Origin of the sequence: Streptomyces sp. SID5910, from assembly GCF_009862125.1 — a bacterium.
Lineage (GTDB): Bacteria > Actinomycetota > Actinomycetes > Streptomycetales > Streptomycetaceae > Streptomyces.
Genome location: NZ_WWHX01000303.1, coordinates 1 through 2,319 on the forward strand (window position 1 = coordinate 1; position 2,319 = coordinate 2,319).

2 protein-coding genes are annotated in these 2,319 nt (G+C 75.0%); both read left to right on the forward strand.

All coding sequences use genetic code 11. The features are described from left to right. Positions 1 to 11 precede the first annotated feature (11 nt). Positions 12 to 1,571, forward strand: a complete 1,560-nt coding sequence (locus GTW67_RS10340) for a family 20 glycosylhydrolase (protein WP_161164504.1) — start codon at positions 12 to 14, stop codon at positions 1,569 to 1,571. Positions 1,572 to 1,667: 96 nt separating this feature from the next. Continuing rightward, positions 1,668 to 2,319 (forward strand): cellulose binding domain-containing protein (locus tag GTW67_RS10345; protein ID WP_272920480.1); only part of this gene is annotated, 652 nt, incomplete at its 3' end.

The following is a 2,319-nucleotide window of genomic DNA, read 5'->3' on the forward strand; positions in this document are numbered from 1 at the left end:
GGAGCCGCCCCGTGGATGCGCCACGCCCCGAACTGGCCCTCGTCCCCCGCCCCAGCCGCCTGTCCACCCGCTCCGGCCGCTTCCGTCTCGACGCCGCGACCCGGCTGCGGGTCACCGCGGGGGCCGAACCGGCCGCGGCCCTGCTGCGCACCCTGCTCGCCCCGGCCACCGGACTGCCCCTGGAGCCCTCCCCCGACGGCACCTTCGTCCTCGCCCTCGACGCCGCCCTGAGCGGCCTCGGCGACGAGGGGTACGGCCTGACGGTGAGCCCGCAGGGGGTGCTGCTGCGGGCCGCCCGCCCGGCCGGGCTGCTGCGCGGAGTGCAGACGGTACGGCAACTGCTGCCGTACGAGGCCCTGTTGCAGCGGCCGGTGCGCGGGGTGGCCTGGAACCTGCACGCCGTGGAGATCACCGACGTACCCCGCCACTCCTGGCGCGGCTCCCACCTCGACGTGGCCCGGCACTTCCAGCCGGTGTCCTATCTGCGCCGCCACATCGACCTGATGGCCCTGCACAAGCTGAACGTCTTCCACCTGCACCTCACCGACGACCAGGGCTGGCGGATGCCGGTGGCCGCGTACCCCCGGCTCACCGAGGTCGGCGGCCGACGGGCGGAGTCGATGGTCGGCCCCGCGGGCGGCGACCGCTTCGACGGGGTGCCGCACGGCGGCTCGTACACCAGGCAGGAGCTGCGGGGGCTGGTCGCCTACGCGGCCGAGCGCGGGGTGACGGTCATGCCGGAGACCGGGGTGCCGGGGCATGTCCGCGCCGCCCTGGCCGCCTACCCCGAGCTGGGCACCGACCCGTCCCGCGGGCTCGGTGTGTGGACCGAGTGGGGCGTGTGCGAGAACGTCCTGGGCACCGGTGACCACGTCCTGGACTTCTTCCGCACCGTCCTGGACGAGGTGATGGACGTCTTCGACTCGCCGTACGTGCACATCGGCGGCGACGAGTGCCCCACCACCGAGTGGGAGCGCAGCCCGGCGGCGCGGGCGCGGGCCGCGCGCGAGGGCCTGGCGGGGCCGGCGGCGCTGCACTCCTGGTTCATCGGCCGCATGTCCGAGCACCTTCTGCGGGCGGGCCGCCGACCGGTGGTCTGGGCGGAGACCGGCGTGCACCTGCCCCTTCAGTGCACGGTGATGAGCTGGCGGGACCCGGGAGGCGCCCGCGCGGCGGCCCGGCGCGGCCACCAGGTCGTGCAGGCCGACCACCGCGCCACCTACTTCGACTACGCGCAGCGCCCCGGCCCCGGCGAGCCGCCCGCCCAGCCCGGCGTGATCGTCGACCTGCGTGCGGCGTACGGCGTCGACCTCGCTCCGCCGGCCCCGGAGCCGGACGTCGCCTCGCGGCTGCTGGGCGCCCAAGGGCAGTTGTGGACGGAATTCGTGTCGACGCCCGAGCACATCGAGTACCTCCTCTACCCCCGGCTGTGCGCGCTGGCCGAGCGGGTGTGGGACGGCACGGCGGGCCTGCCGGACTTCACCGCCCGGCTGGCGGGGCACCGGGCCCGCCTGGACGCCCTGAACGTCCCGCACGACGTGCCGCCGGCCCTCCTGCCCGTACCGCGCTGAGCGCCCGAGAGGCCGCTCCCCCTGTCGTTCCCCCCACGCCCCGCACCACCCACCGACGCTTCCGCGTCCGCGGAAGTCCTGCCGAAAGGAACCCGGATGAGATCCCGACCCACCCTCGGCCGCGCCCGTCTGGCGCTCGCCCTGGCCGCCCTCCTGGGCGGCGGTGCCCTGACCGCCCTCCCCGCCCAGGCCGCACCGGCCGCCGCCGGCGTCAGCGTGCAGTACCGCACCAGCGCGAGCGGGGCCACCGCGGACCAGACGGAGCCCTGGCTCAAGGTCCGCAACACCGGCTCCTCCGCCGTGCAGCTCAGCCAGGTGAAGGTCCGCTACTACTTCAAGGCGGACTCTCCGAGCGCCTCGTACCGCTTCGCCTGCTCCTGGGCGGTGAAGGGGTGCTCCGTCATCACCGGCACGTTCGGCACCCTGAGCAACCCGACCGCAACGGCCGACCGCTACCTGGAGATCGGCTTCACCTCGGCGGCCGGCTCCCTGGCGCCCGGCGCGGACACCGGGGACATGCAGCTGCGCTTCTACCAGAGCAACTGGCAGACGCTGCGGCAGAGCAACGACTACTCGTTCAACGGCGCCCAGACCTCGTACGCCGACTGGAACAAGGTCACCGCCCAGCTCGCCGGCACCACGGTGTGGGGGACGGCGCCCGAGGGCAACGACCCCACGGACCCGACCGACCCGACCGACCCGACCGACCCGACGGACCCGCCCGGCGACGGCAAGACCCTGTTCGACA